Consider the following 18385-nt stretch of genomic DNA (forward strand, 5'->3'; position numbering starts at 1 on the left):
AATGACTTTCGATCCTAGCGGAAAGGCCCATAAAAGGAAAGCGGCCCGCCCGCCAAGGCGCGGCGGGTGTTCGCCTGCCCGAACCCGCATGAGCGCTCGCGCGCGCATCGGGAAAACCGCGCTTGATGCGGTTCGTGCCGGTGATAGGATGGCCGCCACTTTCACCTTTCGCGAGGCCTTCCGTGGCCCCGCCGCCCAGGATGTCCGCCAACCGTTTCGATACGCTTGCGCTGCACGCCGGCGCCGCTCCCGACCCCGCCACCGGCGCGCGCGCCACACCCATTTACCAGACTACCTCCTTTTCGTTCCGCGATTCGGACCACGCCGCGGCGCTCTTCAATATGGAGCGCGCCGGCCATGTCTATTCGCGCATCTCCAACCCGACCGTGGCCGTGTTCGAGGAGCGCGTCGCCGCACTGGAGAACGGCGCGGGCGCGATCGGCACGGCGAGCGGCCAGGCCGCGCTGCATCTGGCGATCGCCACGCTGATGGGCGCGGGCTCGCATATCGTCGCCTCCAGCGCGCTATACGGCGGCTCGCACAATCTGCTGCATTACACGTTGCGGCGCTTCGGCATCGAGACGACCTTCGTCAAACCCGGCGATCTCGACGCATGGCGCGCCGCGCTGCGCCCGAACACGCGCCTGCTGTTCGGCGAGACGCTCGGCAATCCTGGCCTCGACGTGCTCGACATCGCCGCGCTCGCGCAGATCGCGCACGACCAGCGCGTGCCGCTGCTGGTCGACTCCACCTTCACCACGCCCTACCTGCTCAAACCGTTCGAGCACGGCGCCGACTTCGTTTATCACTCGGCCACCAAGTTTCTCGGCGGCCACGGCACGACGATCGGCGGCGTGCTGGTGGACGGCGGCACCTTCGACTTCGACGCCTCGGGGCGCTTCCCCGAATTCACCGAGCCCTACGAGGGCTTTCACGGCATGGTCTTCAGCGAGGAAAGCACCGTCGCGCCGTTCCTGCTGCGCGCGCGCCGCGAGGGTTTGCGCGACTTCGGCGCGTGCCTGCATCCGCAAGCCGCCTGGCAACTGCTGCAAGGCATCGAAACGCTGCCGCTGCGCATGGAACGGCACGTCGCCAACACGCGCCGGGTGGTCGAATTCCTCGCCGCTCACGCAGCGGTCGAAACGGTCGCCTATCCCGAACTGCCGACGCATCCCGACCATGCGCTCGCCAAGCGTCTGCTGCCGCGCGGCGCGGGCGCGGTGTTCAGCTTCAACTTGCGCGGCGACCGCGCCGCCGGACGCGCGTTCATCGAAGCGCTCTCGCTGTTCTCGCACCTCGCGAACGTGGGAGACGCGCGCTCGCTGGTGATCCACCCCGCATCGACCACGCACTTTCGCATGGATGCCGCCGCGCTCGCCGCGGCGGGGATCGCCGAAGGCACGATCCGCCTGTCGATCGGTCTCGAAGACCCCGACGATCTGATCGACGACCTCAAGCGCGCGCTGAAGGCCGCGCAGAAGGCGAGCGGGTCGGGCGCATCCGCAGGAGGCGCATCGGGCCCAGCGCATAGGGATGCCAAAACCGGCGCATCCGGCCAAGGCGCGATTGAAGCCAGGACCGATGCCTTCCCGTCCGCCCCTGCCGCCAAACCCCGCCCGGAGTCCGCATGATCCTCACCGTCCAAGGCAAACCGGCTTACGTGTACACCGGCGGCAAGCCGTTCGATGCAAACCTGCCGACCGCCGTGTTCATCCACGGCGCAGAGCACGACCATAGCGTCTGGGCGCTGCAAACGCGCTACTTCGCGCATCACGGCTTCGGCGTGCTGGCGGTGGACTTGCCGGGACATTGCCGCAGCGCCGGCCCCGCGTTGACCACCGTGACGGCGACGGCTGACTGGCTGGCCGCGCTGCTCGATGCCGCCGGCGTGCAACGCGCGTTCGTGGCCGGCCACAGCATGGGCTCGCTGATCGCGCTCGACTTCGCGGGCCGCTATCCCGAGCGCGCCACGCATCTCGCGCTACTCGCCACCGCCATGCCGATGGCCGTCTCCGACACGCTGCTCGAAGCCGCGCTGCATCGCGAGCCCGATGCCATCGCCATGGTCAACGAGTGGTCGCACTCGACGCTCGCGGCCAAGCCCTCCTGCCCCGGCCCCGGCTTCTGGTTGCACGGCATGAACCAGCGGCTGATGGAGCGCGTCGCGGCAAGCGGCGAACCGCACCTGTTCCATACCGACTTCACGGCTTGCAATACCTACGCGGACGGCCTCGCCCGCGCCGCCGAGGTGCGTTGCGCGGTGCGCCTGATCGTCGGCCGGCGCGATGCGATGACCCCGCCGCGCGCCGCCAGGGCGCTCGCCGATGCGCTCGCGCAAAGAGGCGTGGCGATCGACACCGTGATGCTCGAAGCCGGCCATGCGCTGATGACCGAGCAGCCCGACGCCACGCTCGACGCCCTTTTCAGCTTCGCTTCCAGCCCGCCTCGCGTCGCCTCATAACGACCGGCAAACGAAAGCGAAGCCACCACGATAGCCGCGGCGAAACATGCGCGCCATCGGCCGAACGGCCAGGTTGCGCGCATGCGCCGATAGCCGCACAATGGATCGAGCCTGTCCTGTTTGCCGTGCGCTTTCGGGCATTGCGGCACGCGGCAAAGCCATTCGAAGCGACGGGCACGGAATCGGGAAGCATGGAAATTCGGAGGCCGTGATGGGTCATACCGCACACACCGATCACTTCGCGAGTTTCGCGGAGTTCTATCCGTTCTATCTGAGCGAGCATCGCAACACGGTTTCGCGGCGGCTGCATTTCGTGGGTTCGCTCGGCGTGATCGGCTGTCTCGCCATGGCGCTCGCCACCGGCCACTGGCTGTGGCTGCCGGTGGCCGTAGTCTGCGGATACGGCTTTGCCTGGGTCGGGCATTTCTTCTTCGAGAAGAACCGGCCGGCCACCTTCCGTCATCCGCTCTATAGCCTGATGGGCGACTGGGTGATGTTCAAGGACATCTGCGTCGGCAAGATCTCGCTGTAGTTTTCATGCCGCCGACGCATTGCCCGCCGGGCCGCTACGCCGCCTGATGCGGCATGGACGAAGCGCCCTGCACGCTCTCCTGCGCACGCGCCGCGCGCGAGGCCGCGCGTGCGGCCAGCAACGCTGCGAGCGTCACCTTCAGCTTGTCGTTTTGCAGCGCGGCCAGAAGCGTTGCGCCGTCCACCCGCGTGGAGTTGAGTTCAAGCTGATATTGGAGTTCGGCGCGGTCGATGATGAACAGGTCGAACAATCGCTCAACCGTGATCTGCGCCGGATTCGCCAGCAGAAGGAAATGCGGGCGCACGCCGTCTTCCTGCAATTGCGCGATCCATTCGATTTCCTCGAGCTTTTGCAGCAGGTTGATCGTGGTGTCCAGATCGCGGCGAAGCATTCGCGACAGGTCGGGCACGGTGTAGCCGCGCTCGCCGGCGTCGCGCGCCTCGGCGAGCCGCGCAAGCAGTTCGAGCGAATCGAACAGATTGCTGCCCTCGAACGTGGGCCGGTGAAACTGGCCGATGCGAATCGCCGGCAAGGCGGAGGCGATCATCGCGCCCGCCAGGGTGATGAACCAGCACAGGTACATCCACAGCAGAAACAGCGGCACCGCCGCGAATGCGCCGTACACCGCCGTGTAGGTGGGAATGCGGCGCACGTAGTAGCCGAAGCCGCGCTTGGCGAGTTCGAAGGCGATTGCGGCGGTCACGCCGCCGATCACCGCATCGCGCCATTCCACGCGGCAGTTCGGCAGATAGACGTAGAGAATCGCGAAGGCGAGCGCCGTCAACGGCAGCGCCGCGCCCGTGAGCGCCCATTCGATGACCGGCGTCATGCGCTGGGCCGCCGTGAAGGTCATGGATTGCGTGAACAGGTAGGATGAAATCGACAGGCTCACGCCGATCAGGATCGGGCCGAGCGTGATGATCGCCCAGTAGACGAGAATGCGCTGCGCGATCGGCCGCGCCTTGCGCACGCGCCAGATCACGTTGAACGCGGATTCGACGGTCATCATGGTCATCACCGCCGTGACGAACAGCACGATCATGCCGATCGTGGTCAGCCCCTTGGCCTTTGCGGCGAACTGGTTCAGATACTTGAATATCTGACTGTTCAGTTGCGCGGGCATCAGGTGGTCGGCGAGAAAAAACTGCAGCGACTCCTGAAACGAGGCAAAGAGCGGAAACGCGGTGAACAGCGCGAACGCCACCGTGGCGAGCGGCACCAGCGCGAGCATGGTGGTGAACGTGAGGCTGCCGGCCACCTGCGGAATGCGGTCTTCGCCACTGCGCTTCGCGGCAAACTGCGCGAGCCGTTTGAGCGTGTCGAGATCGAAACGCACCCTGGACAACAAACCTGCCTCCTTGCTTCGTGAACCGGTGTTTCAGGAGAGGACGAAGACCTGGCCGAACGGCCATGCATGGCCTCTCCAGCGGACCCAGCCCCTATAATACCCGTTCACCGATGAGGCTTATGAAAGACATTCTCGTGCTCTATTACAGCCGTCACGGCGCCACGCGCGAGCTTGCGCTGGCGATCGCGCACGGCGTGGACAGCGTTCCCGGCATGCAGGCGCGCGTGCGCACGGTGCCGGCGGTTTCCACCGTCTGCGAGGCGTCGCAGCCGGACATTCCGGCCGAAGGTCCGCCCTACGTCGAACTGCGCGACCTCGAGGAATGCGCGGGTCTCGCGCTCGGCTCGCCCACCCGCTTCGGCAACATGGCCGCGTCGCTCAAATACTTTCTCGACGGCACCACGCCGCAATGGCTCTCGGGCGCGCTCGCCGGCAAGCCGGCCTGCGTGTTCACGTCCACCGGCAGTTTGCACGGCGGCCAGGAATCCACGCTGCTCTCCATGATGCTGCCGCTTCTGCATCACGGCATGCTGATCGTCGGCATTCCGTACACCGAGAGCACGCTCACCACCACGCAAAGCGGCGGCACGCCGTACGGCGCGTCGCATTTCGCGCGCGCGGGCACCGCCGAACAAGGCATCTCCGCCGACGAGAAAACACTCGCCGTCGCGCTCGGCGCACGCGTCGCGCGCACGGCGGCTTGCATGAGCGAACGGCCGTGAACGAGCCGGATGCCGGAACGCAGCGGCGTGAACCCGGTACGTCCAATGCGCCCGATGCGCCCGCGGCCGTCGACGCTGTCGATGCGCGAACGGTCGCGAGCGCGCCGCTTGCACGGCCCACCGCCAGCGAGCCGCCCATGCGCATCGCAGCCAATGCTCCGAACGCGGAACCGTCCGATCGGGACCACGATGCCGAAACGGTCGGCACCTCGGCCACGGACACTTCGGCCATGCCCGCAACCGCCGCGCACCTGCGGCAAGGCAATGCCGGGGCACGCGGCGCCACAACCGCCCTGCCCGTGCGGCAAAAAACCGCCGCCGCGCTCGGCGCTACCACCGCCTTGCTCGCGCTGATCGTACTGTGCGCCGCGTGGGAAGGGTGGCTCGCGCCGCTGCGCCCCGGCGGCTCGGCGCTGCTGCTCAAGGCCGTGCCGCTGCTGCTCGCGCTGCCGGGCGTGTGGCGGCGCCGGCTGTACACGCTGCAATGGGCGTCGATGCTGATCCTGCTGTACTTTGCCGAAGGCGTAGTCCGCGGCTGGAGCGAGCGCGGTTTGAGCGCGCGCCTCGGCTGGCTGGAAGCGCTACTCGCCGTCGTCTTTTTCGTCTGCGCGATCGCCCATGTCGCGCCGTTCAAGCGCGCGGCCAAGGTGGCCGCGAAGCTGGCCGGCCAGCAGGCCGCCGAAGTCGGCGGCGAAGCGGGTGGCGAAGCGGGCGACGAAGCAGGTGGCGAAGTGGGTGGCGAAGTCGGCGGCGACATGGACAGCGAAGTGGCCGGCGAAGCGGGCGCCAAAGTGCGCGGCGAAGTCGACGGCAAAGCACGCGCCAAGGTGCACACCAAAGGCCAGGCGGCTGCCGAACCAGCCGCTGAACCGCCCGCCGAAGTAACCGCGAAGCCAGCCGCCGAACAAGTCACGGAACCATCCGCCACGCAGGCCAAAACCCTCACCTGACGAAAACCGCGCGCCACGCCTTGATTTCTTCGTCCGAACACACCGACCGACCCACATGACTCAAGCCGCTTTCCTCTCCGCCTGCCGCGACGCCATCGGCCCCAACCAGGTGCTCACCGATCCGCACGACACCGCGCCCTACCTCACCGATTGGCGCCGCCGCTACACCGGCGCGGCCTGCGCGGTGCTCTGCCCGGCCACGCCCGCCGAAGTCGCGGCGCTCGTCAAACTCGCCGGCGAACATCGCGTCGCGCTGGTGCCGCAAGGCGGCAACACCGGTCTCGCCGGCGGCGCCACGCCCGATGAAAGCGGCGCGCAGGCGGTCATCAGCTTGCGGCGTCTGAATCGCGTGCGCGACATCGATCCACACAACAACACGATCACCGTCGAAGCCGGCGTCGTCCTCGCCGAAGTGCAAAGACATGCCGAGGAAGCCGGCCGCCTGTTCCCCTTGAGCCTCGCCGCCGAAGGCAGTTGCACGATCGGCGGCAATCTCGCCACCAACGCGGGCGGCACCGCCGTGCTGCGCTACGGCAACACGCGCGAGCTATGCCTCGGCCTGGAAGTGGTCACGCCGCAAGGCGAACTGTGGGACGGCCTGCGCGGACTGCGCAAGGACAACACCGGCTACGACTTGCGCGATCTGTTCATCGGCGCGGAGGGCACGCTCGGCATCATCACGGCGGCGGTGCTCAAGTTGCATCCGCAACCGGCCGCGCGCGTCACGGCGCTCGCCGGGCTGGCTTCGCCCGATGCGGCGCTCGACTTTCTCGCGCTCACGCAACGCGTCGCCGGGCCGCTTCTGACCGGCTTCGAACTGATGTCGGATTTCTGCCTGCGGCTGGTGGGCCAGCACTTCGAACAGATGCGCTATCCGTTTGCCGAATCGCACGCGCAAATCGTGCTGCTGGAATTGTCGGACAGCGAAAGCGAGGAACACGCCCGCGCGCTGTTCGAGCGTCTGATGGAAACGGCGCTCGAAGAAGGTCTCGTGCAAGACGCGGTGGTCGCCGAAAACCTCGCACAGTCGCGCGCTTTCTGGAATCTGCGCGAACACATTCCGCTCGCGCAAGCCGAGGAAGGTCTGAACATCAAGCACGACATCGCGGTGCCGATCTCGCGCATCGGCCGCTTCATCGAGGAAACCGACGCCGCGATCGCCCAGGCGGTGCCGGGCGCGCGCATGGTGACGTTCGGCCATCTCGGCGACGGCAACCTGCACTACAACGTGCAGGCGCCCGAAGGCGGCGACGCGATGGCGTTTCTCGACCAATACCAGAGCGCGATCAACCAGATCGTCTACGACAGCGTGCATCGGCATCGCGGCAGCATCAGCGCGGAACACGGGCTCGGCCAGTTGAAGATCGACGAAGCGATGCAGTACAAGCAGGACGTCGAGGTGCGGTTGATGCGCGCCGTCAAGCTCGCGCTCGATCCGCTGAACCTGATGAACCCCGGCAAGGTGCTACGCTAAGGTTTGAAGCCGCCGCGTTTCTGAACGCGTCTGAACGCTATAAATCGCAGGAGCCGTAGCCGTGAAGATTCGAGTGTTGTCCGATCTGCATCTGGAGAACGACGAGCCCGATCTGATCCCGCATGCGCAGGCGGATCTGATCGTGCTGGCGGGCGACATTCACAATCACGCGGCCGGTCCGCGCTGGGCCGCCCAGATCTTCGACGGCGCCGCGCCGGTGGTCTACGTGCCCGGCAATCACGAATACTACGACGGCGAATTCGGCGCGCTCGAAGCCGCCCTGTACGACGCGGCCGCGCAAGTCGACAACGTGCACGTGCTGAACAACGCCGCGCTGGTCGACCGCCAGGGCGGCTGGCGCATCCTCGGCACCACCTTGTGGACCGACTTCGAGCTCTACGGCGCGGACCCTGACACGCTCGCCGGGTCGATCGACGCGTCGCGCCGGGTGATGCTCGACTTCCGCGGCCCGATCCAGATGAACTGGCCGCACGACCCCCACGACTCCCCGCGCGACTTCACGCCCGACGACTCGCTCGCGCTGCACCGCCGCGCGCGCGCCTGGCTCGAAAGCGAGCTTGCCAGGCCGTTCGCCGGCAAGACGATCGTCGTCACGCATCACGCGCCGCATCGGCTGAGTCTCGCCGAGCATTACGCGCAAGACCGCGCGTCGGCGGGCTTCGTCAATCATTTGCCGGAACTGGTGCGCTCGCCCGTCGCGTTGTGGATTCATGGGCACACGCACACGTCGTTCGATTACACCGTGAACGGCACACGCGTGGTCTGCAATCCGCGCGGCTACTTCGACCGGCGCAGCGGACAGTGGGAGAACCCACAGTTCGCATGGGATAAGGTCGTCGAGGTGTAGCGCCGCCGCACTCGCGGCACTACGCTGTTGAGATCGCCGTGCCGGCGAGGCGCTGGTCCGTGGAGGTCGCTCATGTGTGGTCGAATCAGCCAGTACCGCGATCCGCATCTGTACGCCCGGCATCTCGGCCTCGCCGATCCGCTGATGCTATTCGACGCCGCCGACCGCCGTCCCGGCTATAGCCTCGCGCCGGGCACGCATCCGCTCACGATCTACCCGGACCAGACGCTGCGCGCGATCCATTGGGGCTATTGCCCGGACTGGGCGCGCGAGCAGCATCTGCCGCAGACGATCAACGCGCGCGCCGCCACCGCGCCGAACGCGCGTTACTTCGAGCAACTGTGGAAAACCGGACGCGTGCTGGTGCCCGCGGACGGCTGGTTCGAATGGCACGCGGAAACGGCGCCCGAAAGCAGTGACAGCGCGGGCCCCGCCGCGGAGGTTGCCGCCATGGTCCGCCAGCCCTACTACGTCCACCTGAAGAGCGACGCGCCGATGTATCTGGCGGCATTGTCGAGCGTGCGCGGCACGGAACCGCAAACCGAAGGCATGGGACTGGTGATCGTGACGGCCAACGCCGAGGCGGGTCTCGTCGACGTGCACGACCGGCGGCCGCTGGCATTCGGACCCGAGGCGGCGCGTCGCTGGCTGGACCCCGCATTGCCGGCCGACGAACTCGAACATCTGACGCGCAGCGCCTGCCTCGCGGCCGGGCGGTTCCGCTGGCACCGGGTGGGTCCCGGCGTCGATCGCGTGCTCAACGACGAGCCGGGCCTGATCGAAGCGCTGGATTAACAGCGGAAGGCGCACAGGCGCCGCTCAAGAAAAACACCTCTGCTGGCCCGCACTATCCAACGCGATAACGACGTTCAACGGTCGCGCCGTTGTCCCCGCGCATCGGGGCGCGCGATCTTGATCGGCACGAGTTGCGGCTGCTGTTCGCGCAGGCGGCGCAGCAAATCGCGCGATGCGGCGATTCCGATCAGTCCAAGCATGACGGCCACGCCGATCATCAGATGCGTATCCATGAATCCCTCGTCCTTCCAGTTGTTGCGATTTGCCGAGCGGCGGTGAATGGAGCGCGTGCGGCCGAAGCGGCAGCGCGTGAACCACACGTTAGCAAATCGACTTGAGCACGAAAGTAAGGAAATGTTGCGGCGCGGCGGTTGTGTAACAGCCTGTCACCGCGCGGCGCGCCACCCCGTCCGCCAGGCTCAGCCGCGCGCGAACTGGCGCAATTCCGCCTGATCGGCGGCCAGCGTGGCGGGCAGTTCGTCGCGCAGAAACTCCACCCACGTGCGGATTTTCGCGTCCAGGTACTGTCGCGACGGATACAGCGCATACAGATTCATTTCCTGCGACGTGTATTGCGGCAGCAACCACACGAACGCGCCGCTACGCAAACCGCTGATCGCCGAATAGATCGGAATCAGGCCGATGCCCATGCCATTACTCACCGCCACCGCCATCGCCTCGGCGACGTTCACCTGGAACGGGGTGGGCCCGAGTGTGATCGTTTCCTCGCCGTTCGGGCCGTCGAAGGTCCATTTGTCGGACGGAAACACCGGCGCCACCATTTGCAGGCAGGTGTGGTGCGCGAGATCGGCGGGCGTCTGCGGCACGCCGTGCCGTTCAAGATAAGCCGGCGACGCGCAGGCGATGCTGAAGGCGCTGCCGAGACGCTGCGACACCAGCCCCGAGTCGGGCAGGCTGGTGGCCAGCGTCAGCGAGACGTCGAAGCCCTCGTCGAGCAGATCGGGGATGCGCTGCGCGAGCGTCAGTTCGACGTGCACGTCCGGATAGCGCTGCTGATAGCGGCCGACCGCCGGGACCACGTAATGCTGGCCGAAACTCGTCATCGCGTGAATTTTCAGCTTGCCCGCGGGGCGGGCGTGGGCATCGCCCGCCTCGGCTTCGGCCTGATCCACATAGGCGAGGATCTGTTCGCAGCGCTGCAGGTAACGTTCGCCCGCCTCGGTCAGCGCGATGCGGCGCGTCGTGCGGTTCAACAGGCGCGTGCGCAGATGCGCTTCCAGATCGGACACCGCGCGCGACGCGTACGCCGTGGTCGTGTTCAGGTGCTGCGCGGCACCCGTAAAACTGCCCGCTTCGACGACGCGGACAAATACGCGCATGTTTTGAAGCGTATCCATGCCTTTCCTTGGTAATCCGGACCGATTGTTTCACGATTCGTAACGGCGATTATCTCAAGTTCCGTAAGAATGCCTTGCACCGTTACGGGTTATTCCGCAATCGATCAAAAAATATAATGACGCACAAGCTTCTATAGCCAATTTTTGGAGGAATCGTGCAGTCTCCGGTGCCAAAACGGATCGCCGCAACCGCTGTTCTTACGATCCTATTAACAATCGCGGGATGTGCAAGCACCGGAGGCATCGCGCCGCAGGCGAGCGGCATCGAGCCCGCCGCGCTCGACGCGGGCAACGCCATCCGGGCCGCCAATGCCGACGCGCAATGGCCGGCCGCCGACTGGTGGCACGCCTTTAACGATCCGCAGCTCGACGCGTGGATCGAGGCCGCGCAGGCCGGCAATCCGGGCCTCGCGGCCGCTCAGGCGCGCGTGCGCGAAGCGGCGTCGATGGCGGGCGTCGCCCGCGCGGCGCTGTCGCCGCAAGTCAACGGCAATCTGTCGATCCAGCGCCAGAAGTGGGCCGACAACCTGTACTACGGGCCGGGGCCGCTCGCCGGCGAGCAATCGTGGAACAACACGGGCACGCTGGAACTGTCGTATCACCTCGACCTGTGGGGCAAGGACAGCAACGCCGCCGAGCGCGCGCTCGACGCCGCCCACACGAGCGCCGCCGACGCCCGCGCCGCGCAACTCGAACTGCAAGGCAATGTGGTGCGCACGTACATCGAGATGTCGATGAACTACGCGCTGCTCGACATCGCCCAAGCGACCTTGCGGCAACAGCAGCAAATCGTCGACCTGGCGAACCGGCGGCTGAAAGGCGGCCTCGGCACGCAACTGGAAGTGAGCCAAGCCGAAACGCCGATGCCGGAATACGAACGCCAGATCGACGCGCTCGAGGAAAAGATCGCGCTCGGCCGCAATCAGATGGCGGCGCTGGCCGGCAAGGGCCCCGGCGCGGGCGACTCGATCCGGCGTCCGGCGCTGTCGCTCGCCACGCCCGCCGGCCTGCCGAGCGCGTTGCCCGCCGATCTGATCGGCCATCGGCCGGACGTGGTCGCCGCGCGCTGGACGGTGGCGGCGCAGGCGCGCGGCATCGACGTCGCCAAGGCCGGCTTTTACCCCGACATCGACCTGCTGGCGTCGATCGGCGGTTATGCGGCGATGGGCCCGCTGTTCCAGTTCCTGAAGAGTCCGTCGCATAGCTGGACGGCCGGTCCCGCGCTGTCGCTGCCGATCCTCGACGGCGGGCGCCTGCGCTCGCAGCTCGGCGCGGCGTCGGCCGGATACGACGAGGCCGTCGAGCGCTATAACCAGGCGATCGTCGGCGCGTTGAAGGACATCTCCGACCAGGTGATCCGCATCCGCTCGCTCGCGACCCAGGCCGCCGACGCCGAGCGGTCGGTCGCGGCGGCGCGCAAGAACTACGACCTGTCGCGCGAAGGTTATCGGCGCGGCCTGACGGACTACCTGAACGTGCTGATCGCGCAAAACCAGTTGCTGCACGCCCAGGAAGGCGTCGCGAAGATTCAGGCCGAGCGCCTCGGCGCGCACGCGTCGCTTGTCACCGCGTTGGGCGGCGGGCTCGACGAGCCGGCCAACGGTCCGCAGGCGAATGAGACGCTGCCGGGGCATGGCAAGGGCAAGGGCCAGGCGAACAGCCAGGCGGCGGCGGGTTCGAACGCTGCGGCTGCGGTCACGCCGTCGCAAGCGGGTTCAACCGGCCGCGCGAAAAACAACGCGCCCGCCACGCGTGATGCGGTCCACACGCGAAGCCCCGCTATCACGCCGAAGAAGCCGTCATCGGCCGCGGCCAACGCGCAGCCCATAAGCGCCGCGGCAGACACGCCGTCGCGGGCCGCGGTCAACGCAGAACACATAAACGCCGCGGCAGCCACACGGCCGCGATCCGCCAACGCGGCTGCGCCCGCGGCCGAGTGAGGACCATCATGCCCCTCTCTTCGTCAACCGCGCCACGCCCGACGCCGTTCGCCCCGCTCCGCTCCGCCGCCGCCGACTGGGCGCGCACCGACGGCCTCACCTGGATCTATCTGTTCAAGGCGCTCGCCGCGTGCTTCCTCGCGCTCGGCATCGCGATGAAACTCGACCTGCCGCAGCCGCGCACCGCGATGACCACCGTGTTCATCGTGATGCAGCCGCAAAGCGGCATGGTGTTCGCCAAAAGCTTCTACCGGATTTGCGGCACGCTGGTCGGCCTCGTCGTGATGCTCGCGCTGCTCGGCCTGTTCGCGCAGCAACCGGAAATGTTCATCGTCTCGACCGCGATCTGGGTCGGCATCTGCACCGCGGGCGCGGCGCGCAACCGCAACTTCCGCTCGTATGGCTTCGTGCTGGCCGGCTACACCGCGGCGCTGATCGGCATCCCGGCCTCGCAGCATCCGGACGGCGCGTTTCTGAGCGCGCTCACGCGGGTCGCCGAAGTGGTGCTCGGCATCGTCTGCGCGGGCGCGGTGAGCGGCCTCGTGTTCCCGCAGTACGCCGGCTTGCAGATGCGCGGCACCGTGCGCGCGCGTTTCTCGGCCTTCGTCGAGTATGTGTCGGCGTCGCTGGCCGGCCGCAACGATCGCGCGCAAATCGAGGCGACCAACGCGCGCTTCGTCGCCGACATCGTCGGGTTCGAGGCGGCGCGCAGCGTGGCCGTGTTCGAGGGACCAGACTCGCGCATGCGCGGCGGCCGGCTCGCGCGGCTGAACAGCGAGTTCATGACGGCGTCGACGCGCTTTCACGCGCTGCATCAGTTGATGAACCGGCTGCGCGATGCGGACACGAGCGGCGCGGCCGTCGCGATCGATGCGCTCGAACCGTACTTCAAGGAAATCGCGCCGCTGCTCGCGAAGTCCGGCGAGCCCGTACTGAGCGCCGCCGATGCCGCTCACGCCGCCGCGCAACTCGAGGCCTACAAGGCCGAGTTGCCGAAACGCGTGCGAGCGACGCGCGCGCAGCTCGACGTGTACCCCGACGCGCCGCTGCTCGACTTCGACACCGGCGCGGAGCTGCTGTACCGCTTCATCGACGATCTGCATGCCTACGCGGCCACGTATGCGTCGCTCGCTGTCGACAACCACGAGCGCGAGCGCTGGATCGAGCGTTACGAGCCCAAAACCAACGCGATCGCGGCGGGCGTGTCGGGTCTGCGCGCCGCCATCGTGATGCTGGTGCTCGGCGCGTTCTGGATCGCCACCGCCTGGCCGAGCGGCTCGACCTTGACGTTGAACGCGGCCGCCGTGTGCGCGCTGGCCTCGTCGTCGCCGGACCCGAAGCGCACCGTGTTCCAGATGGCCGGCGGCACGCTCGCCGCTGCGGTCATGGGCATGATCGCGGTGTACGGCGTGTTTCCGCACATCGACGGATTCCCGCTGCTGTGCGCGGCGCTCACGCCGTTCCTGCTGCTCGGCGTGTTCATGACGACGCGGCCGGCGCTGGCGGGCTATGGCGTCGGCTACTGCATCTTCTTCTGCTTCCTGGCCGGCCCGGACAACGTGATTCACTATGACCCGAGCGGCTTCATGAACGACGCGCTCGCGCTCGTGCTGTCGATGCTGGTGTCGTCGGTGGCGTTCGCCGTGTTGCTGCCGCCGTCGACGCCGTGGCTGCGCAACCGCCTGCTCGTCGATCTGCGCCGTCAGGTGGCGCTGGCGAGCCGCGCGAGCCTCGGTCGCGTGCGTTCGCGCTTCGAGAGCGGCGCGCGCGATCTGATGTTCCAGATCAACTCGCTCGCGCCGAACGAACCCGAACTCAAGCGCGACACGTTGCGCTGGCTCTTCTCGGTGCTGGAAGTCGGCAACGCAGTGATCGACCTGCGCCGCGAAGTGGCGGCGCTGCCCGCCGACGCGCGCTACGCCAGGTCGATGCCGTGGCGCATCTCGCTGCGCGCGATGCGCGGCGCGCTGACCGCGCTGTTCGACGCGCCGCGCGCGGACCGTTTCGACCGCGCGCTCGCGGCGACCGCCGATGCGATCGCCGCCGTTCAGCAGACGCTGGCCGCCTTCACGCCGCCGCGTGAGGAGCGGCATCGGTTGCAGCGCATTTTGAGTCACCTGCATTTCATTCGTACCGCGCTGCTCGATCCGCAATCGCCGCTTGAAGCGTTGATGAGCGGAACTGCCGGCGCGTCGTCAGAAGGAGTTCGCCATGCCGCGTGATATCGCCGTTTTCGACGCCTACGTGCCGGCCATCGTGCTGCTGTTCATCGCGGGCGCGCTGCTCACCTGGATGCTGGATCGCGCGATCGCCTATACGGGCCTGTATCGCGTGGTGTGGCACCCGTCCCTGTTCCGGGCCAGCTTGCTCGTGTGTGTGTGCGGCGTGCTGGGTCTCGCCGTTTATCGTTGATCAGAGTCGAAACATGACCATCCGAAATATCGTGGGCTTCATCGCGACAGCCGTTATTTTTGTCGTCGCAATTTTGATTGGACGCGTGTTGTGGGTTCATTACATGGATGAACCCTGGACGCGCGACGGACGCGTGCGCGCCGAGATCGTCAACGTGGCGCCGGACGTCTCGGGCGCCGTGGTCGATCTGCCCGTGAAGGACAATCAACTGGTGAAGAAAGGCGATCTGTTGATGCAGATCGATCCGTCGCACTACCAGATCGCCGTGGAGCAGGCACAGGCCGCCGTGGCGGCACGCAAGGCCGAATTGCAGATGAAGCGCGACGACGCCCGCAGGCGCGCCGACATGGATGCGCTCGTCGTCTCGCGCGAGAGCCGCGAGAATGCGACGCATACGGCGTCCGCGGCCGAGGCCTCGTATCAGCAGGCGCTCGCCGCGCTCGATGCGGCCAGGCTGAATCTGGCGCGCACGCGGGTCGTCTCGCCGGTCGACGGTTACGTCACCAACCTGAACGTGTTCCGCGGGGACTATGCGACAGCGGGCACCGCCAAGCTGGCGATCGTGGATAGCCACTCGTTTTGGGTGTATGGCTACTTCGAGGAAACCAAGCTGCCGCGCGTGCGGGTGGGCGATAAAGCCGAGGTTCGGCTGATGAGCGGCGGCACGATTCAGGGGCACGTCGAGAGTATTTCGCGCGGCATTTACGACCGCGATAATCCGCAAAGCCGCGAGTTGCTGGCGGACGTGAATCCGACCTTCAACTGGGTGCGCCTCGCGCAGCGCGTGCCGGTGCGCGTGAAGATCGACTCGGTGCCGGACGGGATCGTGCTCGCGGCGGGGATTACCTGCACGGTTGTCGTTAAACCGGGCTAATGGTTATTCCCGCGGTTTTCCCGCGGTTGTTCCCGCGCGGCGTCAATCCAGACACTCCGCCGCCCGCTTGCGCAGCACCGCGCCGAAATCGTCGAGCCAGCCGATCGACAGACGCCAGCTCTGCCAGTACAGATCCACGTCGATGTGCTTGCCGGGCGCCATCTCCACCAGTTCGCCGCTCGCCAGATGCGCGGCGATCATCCGTTCGGGGCACATGCCCCAGCCTAGCCCCGTCACGCACGCGCGCAAGAAACCGGCAACGTGCGGAATCCAGTGCAGCGGCGGATCGATTTCCGCGCGCGTGATGCGGCGCATGAAGCGCTTTTGCAACTGGTCCTTCGGATTGAAATCGATGCACGGAGCGCGCCGCAAACTCTCGCGCGTGACGCCGTCGGCAAAATGGCGCGCGAGAAAAACCGGCGAGCAGACCGCCAGATAGCGCATGCGCCCCAGACGCGTGGACCGGCAGCCCTGCACCGGCTCGGCTTGCGTGGTCACCGCGCCTTGCACGCTGCCGTCGCGAATCCGCTGCGCGGTGTGGTCCTGATCGTCGATCACGAGATCGAGCCGCATTTCCCGTTCGACGCAGAACTGCGCGACCGCGTCGATGAACCAGGTGCCGACGCTGTCGTCGTTGACCGCCACGCGCAACGCCGGCCACGGCTCCACCAGCGCGCCGGGCAGCGCCGGCAAGCGCCCCGTCAACTCCGCTTCGAGCAATTGCACGCGTTCGGTGTGGCGGCACAGCAGCGCGCCCGAGGTGGTCGCGACACACGGCTGGCCGCGCTTGACGAGCACGCTGCCGACCCGCTCCTCGAGCAGCTTGACGCGCTGCGAGACCGCCGACGGCGTCACGTTCAGTTCGCCGGCTGCACGCTCGAACGAACCGTGCCGCACCACGGCGGCCAAGGCGTCAAGCAACGCATAGTCGAGCATTAGCGTTCCTTAGTCTGCGTTAAGTAAATTAGCTTCTCTTATGAAAGCCGAAACCGCAGACTAGCCCCGTTCGCTTCACTCGTCTACTGGATCCATTATGAACTGGCTGTCTTTTTCTCACGGCGCCGCCCTGTGCGCATCGCTGATCGTCACGATCGGCGCGCAGAACGCCTTCGTCCTGCGCCAGGGCATCATGCGCTCGCATGTCGGCAAGATCGTGCTGCTGTGCGCGCTGTCGGATTGCATTCTGATCGGCGCGGGCGTGGGCGGCGCGTCGGTTCTGGTGGAGCGCTACCCGCTGTTCGTGCACACCATGCTGTACGTCGGGCTCGCTTATCTGGCGTGGTTCGGCATCAGCGCGCTGCGGCGCGCGGTGCGTCCGGGCCATGCGGTGCTGGATGCCGATGCAAACGGTGCGGCCTCCGGCGCACAAGTGCAGCGCGCCGTGCCGGTCATGCTGATGACGCTGGCTCTCACATGGCTCAATCCGCACGTCTATCTCGACACCTTCCTGCTGATCGGTACGGCCGGCGCGCGCGAACCGGCCGACGCGCGGATGGTGTTCGCCCTCGGCGCGATGGCGGTGAGCGGCGTCTGGTTCGTCGGCCTGGGTTACGGCGCGCGCGCGTTGGCGCCGCTGTTTCGCCGCGCAACGGCATGGCGCATTCTGGACGGCGCGATCGGCAGCATGGTGTTGCTGCTCGCGGTGACGCAGTTGCGCTAGGCGCGGGCACGGGTGCGCCTCTCACTGCCCTGTTACTTCCGCGCTTCCTGCATACCTAGCAATTCCCGCACGAGTTGCGCCGACACGTAATGCGGGCCATCGAACAGATAGGTCCGATAGCCGCGATACGCGAGCAGTTGTGGCGTCAATTCCTCGGCGCGCGCCGGACGAAACGCGCCGCCCCCGGCGGGACGAAAAGCCTCGGCGATGATCCGCACGCGATGCTTGCCGAGCCGCGCGGCCAGCGCATCCGCATAGCCGCGCGCGGCGGCCGGGCCGCGTGCATAAACACCGCAACCGTCCTGTAAAAACACGCCGACGTCGCGCGGCAGCCAGCCGTCGAGCCACGCGGCGAGCGCCGCTCCGCCGATGTTCGAGTTGTCGTAGACGCTGATCCACAGAGGCCGCGGCAGTTGATCGAGCAAGGGCGCGAGCGATGCGGCGTCTTGCCAGGTCGGATCGACTTCCACCGGAAAGTAATACCCGTCGATGCGAACCGGCGGCCGCACCGCCGCCAGTTTCTTCGAGCGCTCGACCAGTTGCGCCGCTTGCGCGCGCGCCTGTTTCTCGTCGAAACGGCCGGCGAGACCGACGATCACATTGCGCGCCCACGGCTCGCCGGCGATCCGCGTCCAGTCCGGCAAACGGCGGGCCGTGCGCAACGCGGTGCCCTGCGGATTGCCGAGCGGCAGAAACGACGTGTCGTCCACGGCCGTCCACTGCACCAGCAGATCGGTCACGCCGAGGCGATCCCAATCGCCGCGCGGATCCACGTGGTCCTCGTCGAGCTGCCAGACGACGCCTTGCGCCAATGCGCCGGTGTCGCCGGATGCGGGCGTCGCGCAGCCGTGGACCAACGCCGCGCACGCGCTCGCCGCGAGCAGCGTGCGCCGGCGCGGCGATGCCGGTTCGCCGGCTTGCGTCTGAACGCCGGGCGAATTACGCATCGAGTTGCCGCTGCCGTTTGGAATGAAAGCCACCATGTTCTCCG

Annotated in this window: 18 protein-coding genes; 13 read left to right on the forward strand and 5 right to left on the reverse strand. The window is 67.1% G+C overall.

Annotated elements, in window-relative coordinates; translation table 11 throughout:
• Positions 1-200: 200 nt before the first annotated feature.
• The 3 genes from CUJ90_RS11770 to CUJ90_RS11780 all read left to right on the forward strand — a co-directional run bounded on the left by CUJ90_RS11770 (position 201) and on the right by CUJ90_RS11780 (position 2993).
• A complete protein-coding gene (locus CUJ90_RS11770) occupies positions 201-1631 on the forward strand; it encodes an O-acetylhomoserine aminocarboxypropyltransferase (RefSeq protein WP_114162793.1) in 1431 nt (476 codons plus the stop codon).
• Positions 1628-2461: an alpha/beta fold hydrolase gene (locus CUJ90_RS11775; protein ID WP_114162795.1), complete on the forward strand. Its 834-nt coding sequence runs from the start codon at positions 1628-1630 to the stop codon at positions 2459-2461. The genes CUJ90_RS11770 and CUJ90_RS11775 overlap by 4 nt, the downstream gene beginning before the upstream one ends.
• Positions 2462-2672: 211 nt before the next feature.
• The gene (locus tag CUJ90_RS11780; protein ID WP_083084023.1) at positions 2673-2993 is read left to right on the forward strand and encodes an Mpo1-like protein; all 321 of its coding nucleotides are present in this window, start codon (positions 2673-2675) and stop codon (positions 2991-2993) included.
• Positions 2994-3027: 34 nt separating this feature from the next.
• On the opposite strand, the gene CUJ90_RS11785 is transcribed toward CUJ90_RS11780, so the two are convergent.
• The gene (locus CUJ90_RS11785; RefSeq protein WP_208645216.1) at positions 3028-4341 is read right to left on the reverse strand and encodes a YihY family inner membrane protein; all 1314 of its coding nucleotides are present in this window, start codon (positions 4339-4341) and stop codon (positions 3028-3030) included.
• A gap of 119 nt (positions 4342-4460) precedes the next feature.
• On the opposite strand from CUJ90_RS11785, the gene wrbA reads away from it, so the two are divergent.
• From wrbA to CUJ90_RS11810, 5 genes are all read left to right on the forward strand, one after another.
• Positions 4461-5063, forward strand: coding sequence for an NAD(P)H:quinone oxidoreductase (wrbA, locus tag CUJ90_RS11790; RefSeq protein WP_083084025.1), 603 nt, complete (start codon positions 4461-4463; stop codon positions 5061-5063).
• Positions 5060-6013 (forward strand): DUF2069 domain-containing protein, encoded by a 954-nt coding sequence (locus CUJ90_RS33750; protein WP_422879687.1) that lies wholly within the window; start codon positions 5060-5062, stop codon positions 6011-6013. Before wrbA ends, CUJ90_RS33750 begins: the two co-directional genes overlap by 4 nt.
• 55 nt (positions 6014-6068) lie before the next feature.
• Positions 6069-7487 carry an FAD-binding oxidoreductase gene (locus CUJ90_RS11800; RefSeq protein WP_114162797.1) on the forward strand — a complete coding sequence of 473 codons (1419 nt, stop codon included), beginning with the start codon at positions 6069-6071 and terminating at the stop codon, positions 7485-7487.
• 61 nt (positions 7488-7548) lie between these two features.
• Positions 7549-8355 (forward strand): metallophosphoesterase, encoded by an 807-nt coding sequence (locus CUJ90_RS11805; RefSeq protein WP_073430078.1) that lies wholly within the window; start codon positions 7549-7551, stop codon positions 8353-8355.
• A 72-nt stretch (positions 8356-8427) separates the two neighbouring features.
• On the forward strand, positions 8428-9150 hold the full coding sequence (locus tag CUJ90_RS11810) for an SOS response-associated peptidase (protein ID WP_114162798.1): 723 nt from the start codon (positions 8428-8430) through the stop codon (positions 9148-9150).
• Positions 9151-9224: 74 nt separating this feature from the next.
• On the opposite strand, the gene CUJ90_RS32830 is transcribed toward CUJ90_RS11810, so the two are convergent.
• Positions 9225-9383 (reverse strand): hypothetical protein, encoded by a 159-nt coding sequence (locus CUJ90_RS32830; RefSeq protein ID WP_167363289.1) that lies wholly within the window; start codon positions 9381-9383, stop codon positions 9225-9227.
• A gap of 186 nt (positions 9384-9569) precedes the next feature.
• A complete protein-coding gene (locus tag CUJ90_RS11820) occupies positions 9570-10508 on the reverse strand; it encodes a LysR family transcriptional regulator (RefSeq protein WP_114162800.1) in 939 nt (312 codons plus the stop codon).
• Positions 10509-10663: 155 nt separating this feature from the next.
• Between CUJ90_RS11820 and CUJ90_RS11825 the strand changes: the two genes are divergently transcribed.
• The 4 genes from CUJ90_RS11825 to CUJ90_RS11840 are packed head-to-tail and all read left to right on the forward strand — an operon-like array spanning position 10664 to position 15734.
• Positions 10664-12448 (forward strand): efflux transporter outer membrane subunit, encoded by a 1785-nt coding sequence (locus CUJ90_RS11825; RefSeq protein WP_114162801.1) that lies wholly within the window; start codon positions 10664-10666, stop codon positions 12446-12448.
• A gap of 8 nt (positions 12449-12456) precedes the next feature.
• The gene (locus CUJ90_RS11830) at positions 12457-14670 is read left to right on the forward strand and encodes an FUSC family protein (protein WP_114162803.1); all 2214 of its coding nucleotides are present in this window, start codon (positions 12457-12459) and stop codon (positions 14668-14670) included.
• On the forward strand, positions 14660-14860 hold the full coding sequence (locus CUJ90_RS11835) for a DUF1656 domain-containing protein (protein WP_073430084.1): 201 nt from the start codon (positions 14660-14662) through the stop codon (positions 14858-14860). The genes CUJ90_RS11830 and CUJ90_RS11835 overlap by 11 nt, the downstream gene beginning before the upstream one ends.
• 13 nt (positions 14861-14873) lie before the next feature.
• On the forward strand, positions 14874-15734 hold the full coding sequence (locus CUJ90_RS11840) for an efflux RND transporter periplasmic adaptor subunit (RefSeq protein ID WP_114162804.1): 861 nt from the start codon (positions 14874-14876) through the stop codon (positions 15732-15734).
• A gap of 42 nt (positions 15735-15776) precedes the next feature.
• Here CUJ90_RS11840 and CUJ90_RS11845 read toward each other — a convergent pair whose 3' ends face one another.
• On the reverse strand, positions 15777-16670 hold the full coding sequence (locus tag CUJ90_RS11845) for a LysR family transcriptional regulator ArgP (protein WP_083084040.1): 894 nt from the start codon (positions 16668-16670) through the stop codon (positions 15777-15779).
• Between the two features lie 97 nt (positions 16671-16767).
• Here CUJ90_RS11845 and CUJ90_RS11850 point away from each other — a divergent pair, with 97 nt between their 5' ends.
• Positions 16768-17394, forward strand: a complete 627-nt coding sequence (locus CUJ90_RS11850) for a LysE/ArgO family amino acid transporter (RefSeq protein WP_114162805.1) — start codon at positions 16768-16770, stop codon at positions 17392-17394.
• 32 nt (positions 17395-17426) lie between these two features.
• Here the strand turns inward: CUJ90_RS11850 and CUJ90_RS11855 are convergent, their stop codons facing one another.
• Positions 17427-18341, reverse strand: a complete 915-nt coding sequence (locus CUJ90_RS11855; RefSeq protein ID WP_114163538.1) for an alpha-amylase family protein — start codon at positions 18339-18341, stop codon at positions 17427-17429.
• Positions 18342-18385 lie beyond the last annotated feature (44 nt).

This window comes from Paraburkholderia terricola (assembly GCF_003330825.1).
Lineage (GTDB): Bacteria > Pseudomonadota > Gammaproteobacteria > Burkholderiales > Burkholderiaceae > Paraburkholderia > Paraburkholderia terricola.